The organism is Kribbella sp. NBC_01245 (assembly GCF_036226525.1).
Classification (GTDB): domain Bacteria; phylum Actinomycetota; class Actinomycetes; order Propionibacteriales; family Kribbellaceae; genus Kribbella.
Window position 1 is genome coordinate 8,303,833 of sequence record NZ_CP108487.1, and the last position, 16,192, is coordinate 8,320,024.

A 16,192-nucleotide genomic window follows, 5' to 3' on the forward strand; every position below is an offset into this window, starting at 1 on the left:
CGAGAACAGGAAGAGAGCACACCCCATGAGCAGCATCACCCTCATCGGTACGGGGAATATGGCCCGTACCATCGGCACGCTCGCGGTGGCGGGCGGCAACACCGTCGAGGTCATGGGACGCGATCAGTCCAAGGCCGATGACCTGGCCAAGGCTCTGGGCGGCGGCGCGACGACGGGCAAGTGGGGCGCCGTCCCGGCCGGGGACATCGTCATCACGGCCCTGTTGTACGACGGTGTCGTTCCGGTCGTCGCCGAGTACGGAGACGCCCTTGCGGGCAAGGTCATCGTCGACATCAGCAACCCCTTCAACGCCACGTTCGACGGATTGGCCCACAGCGAGGAGACCTCGATCTCGCAGGAAGTCGCCAAGGTGGCCCCGGCCAGCGCCAGCGTGGTGAAGGCATTCAACACCATCTTCCGCAATGTCCTGGAGAAGGGCCGGCCCAACGTCTTCATCGCTGGCGACAATGCGCAGGCCAAGGCGGGCGTGGCGGCATTCATCGAGAGCCTCGGGCTGCGCCCGCTGGACGTCGGCGGCCTGAAAATGGCGCACTGGCTGGAAGGAGTGGGCGTGGTCACCGTGGGCCTCGCCGGCAACGGGGTTGGCCACTGGGACTTCGCCCTCGGCGTCAACGAATTCAGACTAGAGAAAGAGAGTGCTCACCCATGAGCAGCATCAGTTTCATCGGCCTGGGGGCCATGGCCCGCGCCATAGCCACTCGCGCGGTCGCGGGCGGCAACTCCGTCGAGATCATCGGCCGCGACGCAGCCAAGGCCAAGGACCTGGCTGCCGCGCTCGGCGGCGGGGCCACGGCTGGCACATTCGGCACCGTCCCTGCTGGCGACGTCGTCGTCCTCGCCCTGCCCTACGCCAGCGCCGTGCCGGTCGTCGCCCAGTACGGGGATGCACTGGCCGGCAAGGTCATCATCGACATCACCAACACCTTCAACGCCGACGCCACCGGGCTTGTCATCCCTGACGGCACTTCCGGTGCGCAGGAGATCGCCAAGGCCGCCCCAGCGAGCGCCCAGGTCGTGAAGGCGTTCAACACCGTCTTCGGCCACGTCCTGGCCCAGGGGCGTCCGTTGGACGTGTTCTTCGCCGGAGATGACGCGCGGGCCAAGTCCAGCGTGTCGGCGTTCATCGAGAGCCTCGGACTGCGTCCCCTCAATGTCGGCGGCCTGGAGATGGCCCGCTGGCTGGAAGGGGTCGGGCCGCTGCTGATGGGCCTGGCCCGCCACGGCGCGGGGAGCTTCGACATCGCCCTCAGCGTCGACCTCCCCGACTGAGTGCACTCGCACCGCCACTTCTTCCGCGACATCACTCGCAAGGAGCAGTAACTTGCACGTTTTCGTCACTGGCGGGACCGGCCATTCCGGTTCGTACATCGTCCCCGAGCTCGTCGCCGCCGGGCACGAGGTCACCGGCCTGGCCCGGTCGGACACGGCCGCGGCGGCGCTGTCCGCGCTCGGCGCGAAGGTGCGCCGCGGCGACCTCCAGGACCTCGACGGCCTCAAGGAGGCGGCCGCGGACTCCGACGGCGTCATCCACGTCGCGCACAGGCAAGACCTGCTTCCGTCCGGCGGGATCGACGCCGTGACCGCCGCAGAAATCCCGGTCATGCTCGCGTACGGCGAGGCACTCGCGGGAACCGGAAAGCCGCTGGTCGCGGCGGGGAGCATAGGCTCGCCCGGGAAAGGGGGGATCCTGGGCCGGCCGGCCACCGAGGAAGACCCGGCCCTTCCCGTCGGCGATGAGCACACGGGCACCCTGCGGGTTCGCAATGTCGTGGAAACCGCCGTCATCGGCCTCGCCGAGCGGGGAGTGCGGTCTTCGGTCGTGCGGATCGCCAACATCGCGCACAGCATGACCGATCGTGCTGGCTTCCTCCCCACGCTGATCGCACTCGCGAAGGAGAAGGGCTTCGCCGGCTACCCCGGAGACGGCGCGAACCTGTGGAACGCCGTGCACGCCCGCGATGTCGCTTCCTTGTTCCGCCTGGCGCTGGAGAAGGGCCCGGCTGGCAAGTATTGGCACGCGGTTGGGGACGGTGGCATCCCGCTCCGCGAGATCGCCGAGGCCATTGGCAGCCGCCTGGGCTTGCCCGCCGTGAGCGTACCCCTGGACGAACTGATGCTGCCGGGACACTTCGGGTTCCTCGCGAACATAGTCACGCAGAACTACCCGGCGTCCAACCTCATCACCCGCCGGACCCTCGGCTGGGAACCCGCTCAGCCCAGCCTGCTCGCCGATCTGGACAACGGCCATTACTTCCCCGCCAGCTGACGGCAGGTCCCGGCACGGGGCGCCAGTGCGCAGCTTCCACAGGATCCCGTTGATCACCTGCCGGTGATCCCGCCAGCGCCTCCCGTCGCTGCGGCGACCGGTGGTCCTCGCTGTTTGGCTGGTCAGCTTTTGAGGACTTCGCGGGCGGAGAGTTCGTCTACGGGCCAGACGTAGATGGTCCAGCCGTCGTGGGTTCGGGCGGCGGTGGCGCGGATTTGCTGGGCGGTGAGGCGTTCGACGAGTTTGCGCGCATCGGCGTACGACGTGGTGGTGTGGACATCGATGAGCAGTCCGAAGGTGTCGCGCGGTGCGGGGGTCTGGTCGACGCGGCGGACCAGGGAACTGGTGCCGGGGGAGAAGGCCCAGCGCAGCACGAGGACCAGACCGGCGATGATCACCAGCGCGAAGATGGGGAAGAGGAAGTAGCCGCTCGCGGACACCACCTCATTGTCGCTGAGAAGTTATCGGTAAAAAAAGTTTGTCCTGAGCTCTTGGCAACCTTCCGGGGGGCAATGGAGTCTTTACGGACACAAGGACGCTGCAGTGCGATCTACTCGGGGGTCGCAGGAAGAGCGGAGGGCAATGGCATGAACTTCATCGACCACAAGCCCAATCAGGAAGAGAACGAAGAAAACGTTGTGCGGCTGGCCGGCCTGCTGGATGTCCGGTCCGTCGGAGATGTCAGACAAGAGTTGAACGAGCTGATCGATTCCTCCGATGGTGACGTGATCGTCGACCTGGCCGCGCTGGACGCACTCGATGCGACCGGTCTCGGACTGCTCGTCGCCACCCATCGCCGGACCGAACGCATGGGCCGACATCTGGTCCTGCGCCATCCACTGCCACCCGTGGTGCGGATCCTGGCGGTGACCAGGCTCTCCCGCATCCTGCACGTCGAGCGAACGGTGCTGCCGCTCAGCGCGTGAGCGGCTTGCCAGTGACATAAGCCGCTTGTGACCTAAGCCGCTGGTGACACCGGTCACGAGCAGCGGACTCACGAGCGCACACGGTCCTACTCTCGGGTACATGAGCGAGTCGCCGAAGAGGGACCGGCCGTGGGTGATGCGGACGTATGCGGGGCATTCGTCCGCCGCCGAGTCGAACACGCTGTTCCGCCGCAACCTGGCCAAGGGCCAGACCGGGCTCTCGGTCGCGTTCGACCTGCCCACCCAGACCGGGTACGACGCGGACCACCCGTTGGCCAAGGGTGAGGTCGGCAAGGTCGGTGTGCCGGTCGCCCACCTGGGTGACGTGCGCGCGCTGTTCGACCAGATCCCGCTGGCGCAGATGAACACGTCGATGACGATCAACGCCACCGCGATGTGGCTGCTCGCGCTCTACCAGGTCGCCGCCCAGGAGCAGGGCGCGCTGCCGGACGAGCTGACGGGTACGACGCAGAACGACATCGTCAAGGAGTACCTGTCCCGCGGCACGTACGCCTTCCCGCCCGACGCGTCCCTCCGGCTGAGCACGGACCTCATCGCGTACACCGTCTCGAACGTGCCCAAGTGGAACCCGATCAACATCTGCAGCTACCACCTGCAGGAGGCCGGCGCCACGCCCGTCCAGGAACTCGCCTTCGCGATGTCGACGGCTATTGCCGTACTCGACCGCGTGCGGGATGGCCGCCAGGTCCCGCCGGAGCGGTTCGGGGATGTGGTTCAGCGGATTTCGTTCTTCGTGAACGCGGGGGTGCGGTTCATCGAGGAGACGTGCAAGATGCGGGCGTTCGTCCGGTTGTGGGATGACGTCTGTCTTAACCGGTACGGCGTGACTGACGCGAAGGCTCGGCGTTTGCGGTACGGCGTACAGGTGAACTCGCTGGGGCTTACCGAGGCGCAGCCTGAGAACAACGTGCAGCGGATCGTGTTGGAGATGCTTGGCGTCACGTTGTCGAAGAATGCGCGGGCGCGTGCGGTGCAGTTGCCGGCGTGGAATGAGGCGCTCGGGCTGCCGCGGCCGTGGGATCAGCAGTGGTCGTTGCGGATGCAGCAGGTGCTGGCGTTTGAGTCGGATTTGCTGGAGTACGAGGATATTTTCGACGGGTCGCATGTGATTGAGGCGAAGGTCGATGAGTTGGTCGCGGGGGCGCAGGAGGAGATCGATCGGGTGCAGGCGATGGGTGGTGCTGTCGCTGCGGTCGAGTCGGGGTATTTGAAGCATGCCTTGGTCGCGTCGCATGCGGATCGGCGTCGGCGGATCGAGTCTGGTGAGCAGGTTGTTGTGGGTGTTAATGCCTACGAGAACACTGAGCCGTCGCCGTTGACCGAGGATCTGGATGCGGCGATTCAGACGGTTGATCCGGCTGCTGAGAGCGCTGCGTTGGCGTCGTTGGAGACGTGGCGGTCGACTCGTGATGTTGAGGCGGTTGAGGGTGCGCTGCGCGGGCTACGGGAAGTTGCTAAGGGCAACGATAATCTGATGCCTGCGACGTTGGCTTGTGTTCGTGCGGGGGTGACTACGGGGGAGTGGTCTGGGGTTTTGCGGGAGGTGTTCGGGGAGTATCGGGCGCCTACTGGAGTGTCTGGTTCGGTTGGTGTGACGGGTGGTGGCGAGGCTATTGCTGCAGTACGGGCGAAGGTGGCGGCGACTTCCGATGAGCTTGGTGGGCGTCTTCGGTTCTTGGTCGGTAAGCCTGGTCTTGACGGTCACTCGAATGGTGCCGAGCAGGTCGCTGTCCGTGCTCGGGATGTCGGTTTTGAGGTCATCTACCAGGGCATCCGGCTGACACCGGAGCAGATCGTCTCTGCTGCCGTGGCTGAGGACGTCCACTGCGTCGGCTTGTCTATCTTGTCGGGCTCGCACATGGAGCTGGTGCCGCAGGTCGTCGACGGCCTCCGCAAGGCGGGCCTCGAGGACATCCCGGTAGTCGTAGGCGGCATCGTCCCCGACGCCGACGCCCGCACGCTCCTCGGCGCGGGCGTAGCCGCCGTCTACACCCCCAAGGACTACGACATGACCAGCATGATGTCCAACATGGTCGACGTAATCCGCAAAGCCAACCACCTCCCCTAACCACGCCGCCGACCCTCCACCGCTGCGGCGACCAACCCTCCACCGCGGCGACCAGCCGTCCACGGCTACGGCGAGCAACCGCCCACCACTGCGGCGAGCAACCCTCCACCTGACCAATCGTCGCCATCGCCTGCCCGGTATGACCGAAGCCGAGATGTCCCGTACGGCGCTTCGCGGGACCGGGTGATGCGGGGCGGACGTAGGCGACGATTGGTCAGGATTTGCCCGCGGACCGCAGGCGATCGACCTGACCCGCCGCTCGAAGCGGTCAAATCCAGACCAATCGACGCAGCGGTGGACGGTTGCTCGCCGCGGTGGTGGGCGGCTGGCCGACGCGACGTGGACGGTGGTCGCCGCAGTGGTGGGTGGGGTGGCGGGCGTGGGCGGTGGTTGGGTGGGTGAGGATGGGGGGATGACGACGTATCGGGCTCGGTTTGATGGTGGGGTGGGGTTCACTAATGGGGGTGGGCTTCAGGTTCAGGGGTTTTTTGTGGATGTGCCTTCGGCGGAGGTGACGAGCCAAGAGGTGGGGGAGTTGTTTCTGGCGTCCCTTGGGTTGTTGATGGCGGGGGAGGTGACCATCGAGAATCTGGAGATCGTTGAGGCGCCGCATAAGGGGACACGCGGCGGGCCCAGAGCAACGGAAAACCAAGGGACCTATGTCGAGTTGAGTCATGTGATTCGGGAAGGCATGATCACGCTGCCGAATTTGCCGGCGCCGAAGTTCGGGAAGCACCTGACGCGGGAGGACTCGCGCGGGATCTACGCTCCGGGGACGGAGTTCGAGATCGGGAAGTTCGAGATGGTGACGAATACCGGCACCTATATGGACAGCCCGTATCACCGCTTTCCCGACGGCCATGACCTCACCGGATTCCAGCTCGACCGGACGGTGGATCTACCCGCCGTCGTGGTACGGCTCGACGACAGCGCGAAGCTCGGAATCGACGCCGCAGCCCTCGCGCCGTACGACGTCAACGGCAAGGCGGTATTGCTGCAGACTGGCGATGATCAGCGATTCGACACACCCGCCTATATCGAGGACGCGCACTTCCTCACCCGCGACGGCGCCGACTGGCTGATCCGGAACGGCGCGGTCCTTGTCGGTATCGACGCGGCCAACATCGACGACATGACCGACGGTACGAGGCCGGCCCATACCCTCTTGCTCGGTGCGGGCATCGCCATCGTCGAGCACCTCACCAACCTCGGCGCGGTACCGGTGAACGGTGCCACCTTCACCGCAGCGGCACCGCTCGTCGCCGGCCTCGGCACCTTCCCAGTCCGCGCCTACGCGAAGACCTAACCGACGCCCGTACGCAAGGACCCAACCGACGCCCGTACGCAAGGACCCAACCGGCGGCCATACACGAGGACGTAAGGCCGCCGGTCCGCTAAAGGGAACCCCGCTAAAGGGATGCGAGCAACGCTCGGAAGGCCTTTGTCATTTCCGTGTGTAGCGAAGCGCCGAAGGAAATTCGCTGCGCGCCCAAGGCAACCAACTCGCTCACCCCGGGGCCGCCCGGCGATGCGTGCGCGTTTAGCGGGCCGCCGATTCCCTTTGCCAGCAAGGGGATGACGTCCAGCGGTGCCATGATCGGGTAGACGCAGTCGGCACCGGCGCGCCGGTAAAGGCGTCCGCGCGCGATCGCGTCCTCGACATCGTTGCTTCCGGCAATGAATATGTCGACACGTGCATTGATCACCAGATCGGCACCGGCCGCCGCGCGGACGTCGGCGAGGTACGACGCCTGCTCTTCGGGCTCCACCAGCAAACCCGTCGCCGGACGCGAGTCCTCCAAATTGCACCCGACCACCCCGGCCTCCAGCAGCCGCTCAGTCAGCTCACTGGCCGATAAGCCATAGCCGCGCTCAACATCCGCCGTCACCGGCAGGTCAGCAACCCGCGCAACGGAAGCAATAGCCGCAATAGCTGCGAACATCTCCGCAACAGGCGCCTGCTCACCATCGTCGTACCCGATCACCCGCGCGACCGCCGCACTACTAGTGGCGATCGCCGGATAACCAGCCTCAGCGACAACCCGCGCGCTGACCGGATCCCAGACGTTCGGCAGCACAAGCGGCCCGGGCTCGTGATGCAACGCCCGGAACCGCTCGGCAGAGTTACTCATCAGCTGGGGTTGTAGTGGCCAGGCGCGAGCCGGTTCGAGACGCCGATCCGGTTCCACGCGTTGATCATCGTGATCAGTGCGATCAGCTGCGCGAGCTCCTCTTCGTCAAAGGCCTTCGCCGCCACGTCGTACACCTCGTCCGAAACATGCCCGACGCTGAGCACGGTCATCGCCTCGGTCAGTTCCAGCGCGGCCTGCTCCTGCTCGCTGTAGTACGACCGGGCCTCGCGCCAGACCGGCAGCAGGTTCACCTTCTGCGGCTGCTCGCCCGCGTGGGCCGCGTCGAGCGTATGCATGTCCACGCAATACGCGCAGCCGTTGATCTGCGACGCGCGGATCCGGACGAGATCCGCGAGGCGCTCGTCGAGGCCGGTGGCGGATACCGCGTCGAGCGCGATCAGTGCTTGGTAGAACTCGGGGGTTAGTTTGGCGGTCTTGACTCTGCGATTCGTCGATGTGGTCACGACAACAACGTTAGGCGCCAAGTAGCCCAGGTGTATGGTCCACTTTCATGGAAAGTACGCGGGCCAATTCGGTCGGAGCCGACCTCCATCTGGACCTCACCGGCAGTCGCGGCCGCAGCGACCTGGTCGAGGCCTTGCACGACTCGATCCGCTCCGGCCGCCTGCTACCGGGCACGCGTCTGCCGTCGTCGCGCTCGCTCGCGAAGGACCTCGGCGTGGCCCGCAACACCGTCGCCGACGCGTACGGCCAACTCGTCGCCGAGGGCTGGCTGGTCGCGCGACAGGGCTCGGGCACCGAAGTGGCCCGCCGCGAGGCGCCGATTACCCGCACGCAGCAGATAAAGCCGGCGCCACCCACATACCGGTACGACCTGACGCCTGGCAGTCCCGACGTCTCGACTTTCCCGAGGTCCGAGTGGCTCGCGGCCGCCCGGAAGGCGTTGACCGCGGCACCGCACGAGGCCTTCGGCTACGGCGATCCGCGCGGGCGGATCGAGTTGCGCCGCGCGCTCGCCGACTACCTGGCCCGCGCCCGCGGCGTACGGGCTGATCCCGAGCGCATCGTCATCGTCTCCGGCTACGTGCAGGCGCTTTCGCTCTTGAGCGAGGTGCTGTACGCCGAAGGCGCGCGGACGCTGTCGGTCGAGGAGTTCGGGTACGACCTCCACTGGGACATCGCCCGTTCCCGCGGCCTCGACGTCGTACCCCTCGCGGTGGACGACCAAGGCGCGCGGACGGACCAACTCCAAGGCCAGGCGGCGTTGTTGACCCCGGCACACCAGATGCCCATCGGCGTACCACTCGCGCCTGATCGTCGTACGCAGGCGATCGAGTGGGCCCGCACGTACAACGGCTTGCTGATCGAGGACGACTACGACGGCGAGTTCCGGTACGACCGCCAGCCGGTCGGCGCATTGCAGGCCCTCGACCCCGAACGCGTGGCCTACACCGGTACGGCGAGCAAGAGCCTCGCGCCGGGTCTGCGCCTCGCGTGGATGGTCGTACCGCAAGCCCTGCTCGAGCCCTTGCTCGCGGCCAAACGCACGGCAGACCTCCAGACCGCGACGCTGGACCAGTTGACGTTGGCCGAGTTCATCACGTCGGGCCACTACGACCGGCATGTACGCCGATGCCGCCTGCATTACCGGCGCCGGCGCGATCGCCTGGTCGAGCTCCTCGCGGTCCGCGCGCCGGGTGTCACCGTGGCGGGTATTTCGGCCGGACTGCACGTCCTCCTCGACGTACCGGGTGATGCCCAGGACATGGTCGACCGGGCCGCCCGCCAAGGCCTGGGCATCGCCACCCTCGACCGCTACAGGTTCCACCCCGGCAAGGGCGAGAGGCAGGCGTTGATCGTGGGCTACGGCACGCCACCCGACCACTCCTACAGCGGCGCGCTAGACCTGCTGTGCCAAGTGTTAGCGGTCTAACCACCGAGCCACTGGACCGAGCGTCAACAACCCAGTGCCAGCGACCAGTTCGTTAGCCGCAGGCGCCAGTTGCGCACGGGCCCGCGCCAGCATCGACTCGTTGCCCAGAGCAACAGATGCCTCCGCGACCAGGCCCCACATCGCCTCGAACAGCAGGTCGTGCCGCGGATCCGGCACGCCCTCCAGCGCCACGGCAGCCTCACCGCGACGGCCCTCGGCCAGCAAGACCAACGGCCTGACCCACGGCTCGTACGGCCCGTAGTCATCCCCTGTCACAAAGGGCAACCCGCGCCAAACCCGCAGGCACAACACCGCGAGCGGCAACAACCCACCCTCCAACCCGGGCATACCGGCGCCGTCGAGCCCCTTCGCCGCCTCGCGATAAGCCTTCTCGCACTCATCAACAGTAGCGCCACCAGCCGCAAGCCGAAGGGCTCGATACCACCGAGTGAACACGCCCACCAACGGCAACTCGTGCCGCCCAGCCAGGTCGTCCGCAGCAGCTGCGGCAGCGTCGGCGGTAGCGAAATCCCCAAGCGCGCAACAAGCCTGAATCCGGATGAGATGCCCGAGCACCTCGGACGTGACCAACCCGTGCTTACGCGACAGCGCGACCAACTCCACGCCCAGCTCGTCCCGGCGAGGCGCCAACCCCGCCCGGTCGAAGCTCTGCATGAAGAGCCCGTTCAGCGCGAACGCCAGCAACCCCGGATCATCCAGCCCACGCGCAATTTCCACCGCCTGCTGCCCGGCCGGCGTCGACGTACCCCGGATTTCAACGGCAATCGTGGCCAGCAACCGAGCCCGAGCCGCCTCGTGACCCTCGACCGGGAGCAGCGTCAACGTACGCTCGCACGCCGCGACTATCCGAGCAGCGTGGTCCTCATCATCCGAGCGGGTCCAGATCGCCGGTACGTCGTACGCGCCGATCACCCGGGCCGTCAGCTCCGGATCACCGAGCTCCTCCGCCGCCGCGATGGCCGCGATCCGATGCTCCCGCGCCGCCTGCAAACCACCGCCACCCGTCACCGCCAGATTGCGCAACAAGCCGACCGTCGACTCCAGCCGGGCCCGCGCACCAGCCGCCACAGTCCGGTCGTACGCCGCGGCCGCGTCCGCCCACACCTGATCCGCCGACCCGCGCCGTACATCGAGATGCGAAGCCTGGTTGAGGATGTCGCCCTCCAACGCACGCAACGCCGGACCCGGATCCACGCCAAGCTGCTCGACCAACAGCCTCCGCGCCCGACGCAGTACGGCAAGCGCATCGCCTTGGCGCCCGCCCTGATACAGCGCGAGCGCGAGCAATCGCCAGGCGTCCTCGCGCCACGGGTGCTCCGTCACGTGCGCGTCCAAATCGGCCACCACCGCGGCGGCAGAACCCACCGACAACCGGGCCTCGGCGTACCGCTCGACCGCCTGCAACCGCAGCTCCGCCAACCGCGACCGCTCCGCGTGCGCCCACGGCTCATCCACGAACTCCGCATAAGCAGGCCCACGCCACAACCCCAGCGCCTCCCTCAACCCGGCCTCCGTCGGACGAGCTAGCGCCTGCTCGAACCGCCAGGCATCAACCGCGTCCGGCTCGACCCGCAACGCATACCCCGGCCCCTCGGTCACCAGCAGTCGCGGCGGCGTACGGGCAGCCCGATCGGGCTCGAGAGCCCGCCGCAGCGAGGCCACGAACGTCCGCACCGCGCTCACCGCGCCAGCGGGAGGATCCAGCCAGAGGTCATCAATGAGCAACCCGACCGGTACGACGCGACCGCGGGCCACGATCAGGCGAGCCAGTACGGCGCGGTGGCGCGGGCCTTTCAGCGCAAGCGCGCTCCCCGCGTCGTCCCAGGCCATCACCGGCCCGAGCACTCCGAAACGAACCCGCACCCTCGAACCGTATCGCTCATCGAATGCTCATCCGCACACGGCAGGCTCCAGAGATACCGAATCAAAAGGAAGGACCAGATGAACATCCCCGGTTTCGAGTACCGCCGTGTTGCCGTCGCGGACGGTGTCGAGCTCAATGTCGCGATCGGCGGCTCGGGCAGCCCGATCGTGCTGCTGCACGGGTTTCCGCAGACGCACTTGATGTGGCGCGACGTCGCCGCGGCGCTCGCGACCGACCAGCACACCGTGATCGTCCCCGATCTACGCGGGTACGGCGACAGCGACAAGCCGGTCGAGACCGACGGCAGCGTCTACTCCAAGCGCACCATGGCCGCCGACATCGTCACGCTCGCTAAGGCCTTGGGCCACGAGCAGTTCGCGCTGGCTGGACACGATCGTGGCGCGCTCGTCGCGTTCCGCGCGGGCCTTGACCACCCCGACGTGATCACCCGGCTCACCATTCTCGACGTACTGCCGACGCTGGACATGTGGGACGTTTTGCACGGGACAACCGCCGCGGTCGGGTTCCACCTGTACCTGATGGCCCAGCCGCCGGGCCTTCCCGAGCAGCTGATCGGCGCTGCGCCGGACGCGTTCTTCGGACACTTCCTGGACAGCTGGACGAGCGAGCCGCTGCCGGCCGAGATCCGTGCCGCCTACCTCGAGGCCAGCCGGAACGCCGTACCCTCGATCGTCGCGGACTGCCGCGCGTCGGCGGGGATCGACGTGGAGCACGACAAACTGGATCTTGCCGCGGGCAACAAACTGCGCATGCCGGTGACGGTGTTGCAGCAGGATTGGGGCGCGGCGCTCGGGTTCGACGCCGCCGGGTTATGGGGTGCGTGGGCTCCCGACCTGTGTCACCACACTGTTGCCTACGGCCACTTCATGGCCGAAGAAGCGCCCGCGGAGATCGCGAAATACCTTAGTTGACTAGGGCAAGCACTTCGTCGGCACAACCCCAGGAGAGCGTGACGCCCGCGCCGCCGTGGCCGTAACAATGGATGATCTGCTGGTCGTCGGTTCGCACGCTTTCGCAGCGGACCGACGGCCGCGCCGGGCGGAGGCCGACCCGATGGCGCAGCACCTTGGCCTTACGCAAGGCCGGGACCAGCTCGCACGCCCGTTCCAGCATGGCCTTCGCGCTGGTCTCGTCCGGGGCCATGGTCCAGTCGCCCGGCTCCGACGTACCGCCGATGACGACATCCTGCGACCGCGGTACGACGTAGCAGAGCTCCGACGCCGAACGGTCCGCGATCAGCCATTCGCTCAACCCGGGCTGCGTCACCGTGAGGACCTGCCCGCGCACCGGCGTCACGGTTTGATCGTTCGCGGTGAGTCGCGCGCCGAGGCCCGCGCAGTTCACCACGATCTCGGCGTGTGTCGGCAGACCCGGCAGCGCGGCCCGGGTGATCGTGCCGCCGGCGGCCGCGAGGCGCTTGCTCAGGTAGGCCAGGTAGAGCGGCATCTCGACCACCGGCGTGGTGAACGACCAGCCGTCTTGGAAGCCCTCGGGCAAACTCCCGACGCGCTGCAGGTCAGGCAGGTCGGCCGCCCACTCGGGATCAGGCCGCGACTCGACCAGCAGCTCGCGCCCGTGCCGGAGTCGCACCGACGGCTCGGTCTCGGCCAGCTGCACGAACTGCTCATACGACGCGCGGCCCCACTTGGCCACCTGGTCCGCCGGGGCGGCCAGGTACGGGTACCAGACGGCGGCAGCGACGGCCGACGTGGTCTCGAGCGGCAGATCGCGGGCCAGCACCGCCACGTCGCGCCCGCCCTCGGCCAGCCGCACAGCCACCGTCAACCCGATGACGCCCGCGCCCACCACGATGATCCGCATGGCGTCATTCTCACTCGTGAGTGCCCTGCGCCGGAAGTTCTTCGGCGCTTGCGGCGCCCAGGCACGCACCTCGCGGCACTGGAGAATCATCCACGATGCTCCGCATCGAGGACGCTTCTCCAGCACCGCGATGCACGCACCTGAACACCGCAACCACTCGAACAACTTCCGGCGCAGGGCACTGACGTCGAACGCGCACTCTCAGGCGATAGAAACGCGTACTCGCAGGCGATATACGCGAGTGATCTGAGTGGCGCTGCCGTTGTCGTCGGAGATCAGCGTCAGCTCGCGCCAGCCGAACAGCTCACGCTTGCCGAGGGCAAGGCCTTCCACGTTGTCGAGCAGGGGATTCGGCTGCGGCTGCTTCGCGGTCGCGCCCATCGGCGGGCAATCCGCGAGGTCGAACAGCAACTCCTTGCGCAAGAACACCCGCTCCGGCGCCTGCGCCAGCGACGCGATCCCGGACACGTCCGGCGCCTGCCGAGTCGAAACCGCGAACACGCGAACTGTATTACCCACGCCCGCGACGAACCCACGCTCCATCGCGATCAACCGCCCAGGCCCCGCGACGGCCAGTTCGACCAGACCAAGAGCCGGATCCGGCCGATAGGCGTACTGCCCGCTCACCCGCTCCCCGTCGTACCGCACGATCCGTTGCAGACCACGATCCGCCGCATCCCGCCCGTCAACGCTGAGCGGCCCCTCCATCCCGGCGTACAAGGTGCGCCCGTCGGACGCGAGCGCCTCGAACGTCTGATTCCGCGCCGCCTCACCCGCGGGCGCCACCCGGAACCGCGAGGGCACCGGCAACGACCCGATCTCGCGCCCATCGGAAAGCCGGAACCGCCGAATCGACGGCTCGGTCTCGGACGACGCCAAGATGGTCCGGCCGCCGCGCTCCGCGACCAGGCCCTCGCCATCGAAATCGGTCCGTTGTACGGCGTACCGTCCGGGCGGCGAAGGATCGTCACTCCGTCAACGCCATCCGGCCCGAGGTGGAAGACCCGCGCGGGCGTCGTACCGATGTTGTCGACGAGTACGAGCGACCGGTCCTGCCCGGTCCGGGCGATCGCGGACAGACCCGACACCGGCAGTCCGTCGTACGTCGTCTTGTCGAGGTCATCCGAGAACCCGAGCAATCGGGCACTTCCCGAACACCGGCCGCCTAGAGCCGGCGATGCCTCGGCGGGCACGGTCAAACCCGCCGAGGCGATCGCGAAACTCACCACACCAATCACCAGTCTGCGCATGATCGCCATCAAAGGCGGTCTGCCCAAACGGGAGGTGAACGGCTACTCGACGGTGACGGACTTCGCCAGGTTGCGGGGCTTGTCGACGTCGTGCCCGAGGGCGACCGAGGCGTGGTAGGCCAGCAGCTGCAGGGGAATCGTCAGCAGGATCGGGTCGAGCTCGACCTCGTTCTTCGGCACCCGGATGATCGCGGCAGCACCGTCCGGCACCTCGACACCCGGGTGGGTGACGACGTACAGCGGGCCAGAGCGGGCGGCGATCTCGTGCAGGGCACCGATATTGCGGTCGAGCAGCTCGTCATCGGGCACGATCGCCACGGTCGGCACGTCCGGCGAGATCAGCGCGAGCGGGCCGTGCTTCAGCTCGGACGCCTGGTACGCCTCGGCGTGCCGGTACGAGATCTCCTTCAGCTTCTGCGCGCCCTCGCGAGCGACTGGGTAACCCCGGGTCCGCCCGATGAAGAACAGGCTCTCCGCCTTCGACAACCGGCCCGCGATCTCGGCGAGCTCGGCCTCCTGCGCGACGATGGACTCGATCTGCGCGGGCAGCTTCTTCAGGCCGTCGATCAGGCGGCGGCCGTCGGCGGGCGAGACATCCCGGATCCGGCCGAGGTGGATGCCCAGCATCGCGAAGGCGACGGCCATATTGGTGAGCGCCTTGGTCGACGCGACCGAGACCTCGGGACCGGCGTGCAGGTAGACCCCACCGTCGACCTCGCGGGCGATGCTCGAACCGACGGCGTTGACCAGGCCGATCACCCGGCCGCCCTTGCGCTTGAGCTCCTGGACCGCCACCAGGGTGTCCAGGGTCTCGCCCGACTGGCTGACCGCGACGTACAGCGTGTCCCGCTCGACGACGGGATTGCGGTAGCGGAACTCCGAGGCGGGCTCGGCGTCCGCGGGGATGCGGGCGACCTCTTCGATGAACTGGGCGCCGAGCTGACCCGCGTAGTACGCCGAACCGCAGCCGAGGATCTTGACCCGGCGGATCTCGCGCGCCTCGCGGGCGTCCATGTTCAGACCGCCGAGGTGCACGGTGTGGAAACGCTCGTCCAGCCGGCCGCGCAGCACCCGCTGCACCGACTCGGGCTGTTCGTGAATCTCCTTCACCATGAAGTGCTCGTGCTCACCACGCTGGTAGTCCTCGTCCGACCACTCGACCGTCTCGGCGGACTTCGTGGTGGCGCGGGAGTCGCTGGTGAAGGTGCGGTAGCCGTCGGCGCGAACGGTGGCCAGTTCGCCATCGTCCAGGTGCACGACCTGGCGGGTGTAGCGGACCAGCGCGGAGGCGTCGCTGGCGACGTGCATCTCGCCATCGCCGATACCGAGGATGATCGGGCTGCCGTTACGGGCGACGACGATCCGGTCCGGGTGGGCCAGGTCGATCACCGCGATGCCGTACGTGCCGTCGATCCGGGTCAGCGCCTTCAGCACCTTCTCCTCGAGCGTGTCGCCCTCGGCCTGCTCGATCAGGTGGGACAGCACCTCGGTATCGGTGTCGGACCGCAGCTTCACGCCCGCGTCTTCCAGCGAGGCGCGCAGGAAGGCCGCGTTGTCGATGATGCCGTTGTGCACGACCGCGATCGTCTCGTCGGCGCTGGCGTGCGGATGCGCGTTGTCCTTGGTCGGACCGCCGTGCGTGGCCCAGCGGGTGTGACCGATGCCGATCTTGCCGCCGAAGCGCTTGGGCAGTGACGCCTCCAGCTCACGGACCCGGCCGGCGTCCTTGTGGATCTTGATCTCACTGGTCCCCACCACCGCGATCCCCGCCGAGTCGTATCCCCGGTACTCCAGCCGGGCGAGCCCGTCGACCAGGATCGGCGCTGCCGGCTTCGTGCCGACGTACCCCACGATTCCGCACACAGTGAATTCCCTTCGGTTGGCTGG

At 67.5% G+C, this 16,192-nt stretch carries 16 protein-coding genes and 1 pseudogene; 9 read left to right on the forward strand and 8 right to left on the reverse strand.

From position 1 onward, the window contains the following. Positions 1-25: 25 nt before the first annotated feature. From OG394_RS38235 to OG394_RS38245, 3 genes are read left to right on the forward strand one after another with little or no spacing between them, the layout of a single operon-like run. On the forward strand, positions 26-670 hold the full coding sequence (locus OG394_RS38235; protein ID WP_328992213.1) for an NADPH-dependent F420 reductase: 645 nt from the start codon (positions 26-28) through the stop codon (positions 668-670). After that, on the forward strand, positions 667-1,290 hold the full coding sequence (locus tag OG394_RS38240; RefSeq protein WP_328992214.1) for an NADPH-dependent F420 reductase: 624 nt from the start codon (positions 667-669) through the stop codon (positions 1,288-1,290). The genes OG394_RS38235 and OG394_RS38240 overlap by 4 nt, the downstream gene beginning before the upstream one ends. A 52-nt stretch (positions 1,291-1,342) precedes the next feature. Then, complete coding sequence (locus OG394_RS38245) at positions 1,343-2,287, forward strand: SDR family oxidoreductase (RefSeq protein WP_328992215.1); 945 nt, start codon at positions 1,343-1,345, stop codon at positions 2,285-2,287. Here OG394_RS38245 and OG394_RS38250 read toward each other — a convergent pair. Together OG394_RS38250 and OG394_RS38255 are read right to left on the reverse strand one after the other, a co-directional pair. Then, positions 2,276-2,371, reverse strand: a pseudogene (locus OG394_RS38250) (transposase); the annotation flags it as partial. The gene OG394_RS38245 and the pseudogene OG394_RS38250 sit on opposite strands and share 12 nt — an antisense overlap. A 38-nt stretch (positions 2,372-2,409) precedes the next feature. Beyond that, on the reverse strand, positions 2,410-2,727 hold the full coding sequence (locus OG394_RS38255) for a hypothetical protein (protein ID WP_328992216.1): 318 nt from the start codon (positions 2,725-2,727) through the stop codon (positions 2,410-2,412). Positions 2,728-2,874: 147 nt separating this feature from the next. Between OG394_RS38255 and OG394_RS38260 the strand changes: the two genes are divergently transcribed. From OG394_RS38260 to OG394_RS38270, 3 genes are all read left to right on the forward strand, one after another. After that, positions 2,875-3,213: an STAS domain-containing protein gene (locus OG394_RS38260; protein ID WP_328992217.1), complete on the forward strand. Its 339-nt coding sequence runs from the start codon at positions 2,875-2,877 to the stop codon at positions 3,211-3,213. Between the two features lie 100 nt (positions 3,214-3,313). Next, positions 3,314-5,302, forward strand: coding sequence for a protein meaA (locus tag OG394_RS38265; protein ID WP_328992219.1), 1,989 nt, complete (start codon positions 3,314-3,316; stop codon positions 5,300-5,302). A 490-nt stretch (positions 5,303-5,792) separates the two neighbouring features. Continuing rightward, the gene (locus OG394_RS38270; RefSeq protein WP_328992220.1) at positions 5,793-6,608 is read left to right on the forward strand and encodes a cyclase family protein; all 816 of its coding nucleotides are present in this window, start codon (positions 5,793-5,795) and stop codon (positions 6,606-6,608) included. Positions 6,609-6,711: 103 nt separating this feature from the next. Here the strand turns inward: OG394_RS38270 and OG394_RS38275 are convergent, their stop codons facing one another. Both OG394_RS38275 and OG394_RS38280 read right to left on the reverse strand, forming a co-directional pair. After that, positions 6,712-7,404, reverse strand: coding sequence for an isocitrate lyase/PEP mutase family protein (locus OG394_RS38275; RefSeq protein ID WP_328992222.1), 693 nt, complete (start codon positions 7,402-7,404; stop codon positions 6,712-6,714). A gap of 29 nt (positions 7,405-7,433) precedes the next feature. Then, on the reverse strand, positions 7,434-7,898 hold the full coding sequence (locus OG394_RS38280) for a carboxymuconolactone decarboxylase family protein (protein WP_328992224.1): 465 nt from the start codon (positions 7,896-7,898) through the stop codon (positions 7,434-7,436). A 47-nt stretch (positions 7,899-7,945) separates the two neighbouring features. Here OG394_RS38280 and pdxR point away from each other — a divergent pair, with 47 nt between their 5' ends. Next, complete coding sequence (gene pdxR, locus OG394_RS38285; protein ID WP_328992225.1) at positions 7,946-9,328, forward strand: MocR-like pyridoxine biosynthesis transcription factor PdxR; 1,383 nt, start codon at positions 7,946-7,948, stop codon at positions 9,326-9,328. Here pdxR and OG394_RS38290 read toward each other — a convergent pair. Further along, a complete protein-coding gene (locus tag OG394_RS38290) occupies positions 9,317-11,212 on the reverse strand; it encodes a BTAD domain-containing putative transcriptional regulator (RefSeq protein WP_328992226.1) in 1,896 nt (631 codons plus the stop codon). The two genes, pdxR and OG394_RS38290, sit on opposite strands and share 12 nt — an antisense overlap. 78 nt (positions 11,213-11,290) lie before the next feature. On the opposite strand from OG394_RS38290, the gene OG394_RS38295 reads away from it, so the two are divergent. Next, positions 11,291-12,145, forward strand: coding sequence for an alpha/beta hydrolase (locus OG394_RS38295; protein WP_328992227.1), 855 nt, complete (start codon positions 11,291-11,293; stop codon positions 12,143-12,145). On the opposite strand, the gene OG394_RS38300 is transcribed toward OG394_RS38295, so the two are convergent. Beyond that, a complete protein-coding gene (locus OG394_RS38300) occupies positions 12,138-13,055 on the reverse strand; it encodes an FAD-dependent oxidoreductase (RefSeq protein ID WP_328992228.1) in 918 nt (305 codons plus the stop codon). The genes OG394_RS38295 and OG394_RS38300 overlap by 8 nt on opposite strands. A gap of 201 nt (positions 13,056-13,256) precedes the next feature. Next, positions 13,257-13,934 carry an esterase-like activity of phytase family protein gene (locus tag OG394_RS38305; protein ID WP_328992229.1) on the reverse strand — a complete coding sequence of 226 codons (678 nt, stop codon included), beginning with the start codon at positions 13,932-13,934 and terminating at the stop codon, positions 13,257-13,259. Between the two features lie 144 nt (positions 13,935-14,078). Here OG394_RS38305 and OG394_RS38310 point away from each other — a divergent pair, with 144 nt between their 5' ends. Continuing rightward, positions 14,079-14,423: a hypothetical protein gene (locus OG394_RS38310; protein ID WP_328992230.1), complete on the forward strand. Its 345-nt coding sequence runs from the start codon at positions 14,079-14,081 to the stop codon at positions 14,421-14,423. On the opposite strand, the gene glmS is transcribed toward OG394_RS38310, so the two are convergent. Next, positions 14,348-16,168: a glutamine--fructose-6-phosphate transaminase (isomerizing) gene (gene glmS, locus OG394_RS38315; RefSeq protein ID WP_328992231.1), complete on the reverse strand. Its 1,821-nt coding sequence runs from the start codon at positions 16,166-16,168 to the stop codon at positions 14,348-14,350. The two genes, OG394_RS38310 and glmS, sit on opposite strands and share 76 nt — an antisense overlap. Between the last annotated feature and the right edge of the window lie 24 nt (positions 16,169-16,192).

Bases quoted from the DNA above. Each gene is read 5' to 3' on its own strand.
- OG394_RS38260 (WP_328992217.1), top strand. From the start codon at position 2,875: ATGAACTTCATCGACCACAAGCCCAATCAGGAAGAGAACGAAGAAAAC.
- OG394_RS38300 (WP_328992228.1), bottom strand. From the start codon at position 13,055: ATGCGGATCATCGTGGTGGGCGCGGGCGTCATCGGGTTGACGGTGGCT.
- OG394_RS38265 (WP_328992219.1), top strand. From the start codon at position 3,314: ATGAGCGAGTCGCCGAAGAGGGACCGGCCGTGGGTGATGCGGACGTAT.
- pdxR (WP_328992225.1), top strand. From the start codon at position 7,946: ATGGAAAGTACGCGGGCCAATTCGGTCGGAGCCGACCTCCATCTGGAC.
- OG394_RS38235 (WP_328992213.1), top strand. From the start codon at position 26: ATGAGCAGCATCACCCTCATCGGTACGGGGAATATGGCCCGTACCATC.
- OG394_RS38240 (WP_328992214.1), top strand. From the start codon at position 667: ATGAGCAGCATCAGTTTCATCGGCCTGGGGGCCATGGCCCGCGCCATA.
- OG394_RS38295 (WP_328992227.1), top strand. From the start codon at position 11,291: ATGAACATCCCCGGTTTCGAGTACCGCCGTGTTGCCGTCGCGGACGGT.
- OG394_RS38310 (WP_328992230.1), top strand. From the start codon at position 14,079: ATGTTGTCGACGAGTACGAGCGACCGGTCCTGCCCGGTCCGGGCGATC.